The organism is Psychromonas hadalis ATCC BAA-638, from assembly GCF_000420245.1.
GTDB lineage: Bacteria > Pseudomonadota > Gammaproteobacteria > Enterobacterales > Psychromonadaceae > Psychromonas > Psychromonas hadalis.
On the sequence record NZ_ATUO01000332.1, the window covers coordinates 1 to 1,275 of the forward strand.

The 1,275-nt window shown below is 38.5% G+C and carries 1 pseudogene; it reads right to left on the reverse strand.

The features are described from left to right. A pseudogene (locus G322_RS0119355) lies at positions 1-1,065 on the reverse strand (hypothetical protein); the annotation flags it as partial. Between the last annotated feature and the right edge of the window lie 210 nt (positions 1,066-1,275).

Consider the following 1,275-nt stretch of genomic DNA (forward strand, 5'->3'; position numbering starts at 1 on the left):
ATCTGCAACACCGTCATTATCATCATCAAGATCGGCATTATTACCTGTACCGTCATTATCCGTATCCACAGATTCAGCCACATCTAACGGGAAAGCATCATCAACATCTGCTACACCGTCATTATCATCATCAAGATCGGCATTATCACCTGTGCCGTCATTATCCGTATCCACAGATTCAGCCGCATCTAACGGGAAAGCATCATCAACATCTGCTACACCATCATTATCATCATCAAGATCGGCATTATCACCTGTGCCATCAAGATCGAAATCCTCACTTTCCTGCGCATCCAGTGGAAATTTATCAAATTCATCAGCAACGCCGTCACCGTCGCTATCTGCATATAACATTATCTCGCCATTTTCATCTTTATATAAGAGTTGACCAGACAGACTTACTTCTTCATTATTTGCAATTTGTTGAGCAATTTTTTCTCCTAATACTTGCGCACCATTATGTAAATCTGCAGATTGTTGCAAGAGTAAGTTCGCATCAAATTCTTCAGGTAAAAGTTTTGCTAATGCCTTCGCCGAGTGTGCTAATAAAGTAGCACCTGTAGCAATATAATCTTCATAAATACTCAAATCAGGCTGTTTAAGTAGCTCTCGAATTTCAGTTACGGCTTCTTCTTTTGATTGACCCGCGAGCACTTTTAAATTAAACAATGTTGTTATCGGAGTGATGATTTGAATTTTTTCCGGAGAATAATTTTCAACAAAAGATTTCATTTGATAATCATGTGTTATAGGAAAGTCTGGCGCATCGGCATCAATAGTTTTGCCTTTGAGAGATTTTGAAATGATTGGGTAATCTGCAATATCACCGCTAACATTCGTAATATCTAAGGATGCGAAACCGTTTATGTTTGTCCATGCTTGTGGCTCATCAGCATCTGGTTTTCCATCTGTATTAACATCCAGCCAAACCAGCGCCTTAAATAAGTAACCGTCTACCACTCTTACATTGAGTCTTTTTAGCTGAGTTTCCGGACTATTTTTATCGCCGCAGCCTCCCATAACAACAACGAACAAAACCACTATCATTGATTTAATAAAATTCATTTTATTCTCTCCTTAACCTCGATTCTGGATACGAAAATCGATACAGCACAGTTACTTTCGCGTTAAATAATTTACCAATAAACAGCCGTATTAATTGCCAACAAAAGCGATAACTACTTTGTCGTTATCTAATGTGCGCGTAAAAACATAAGCACTTTTTTGTTTAATAACGTCATGTTGACCAGCCCCAATTGCAGGGTGTGCTTTTCT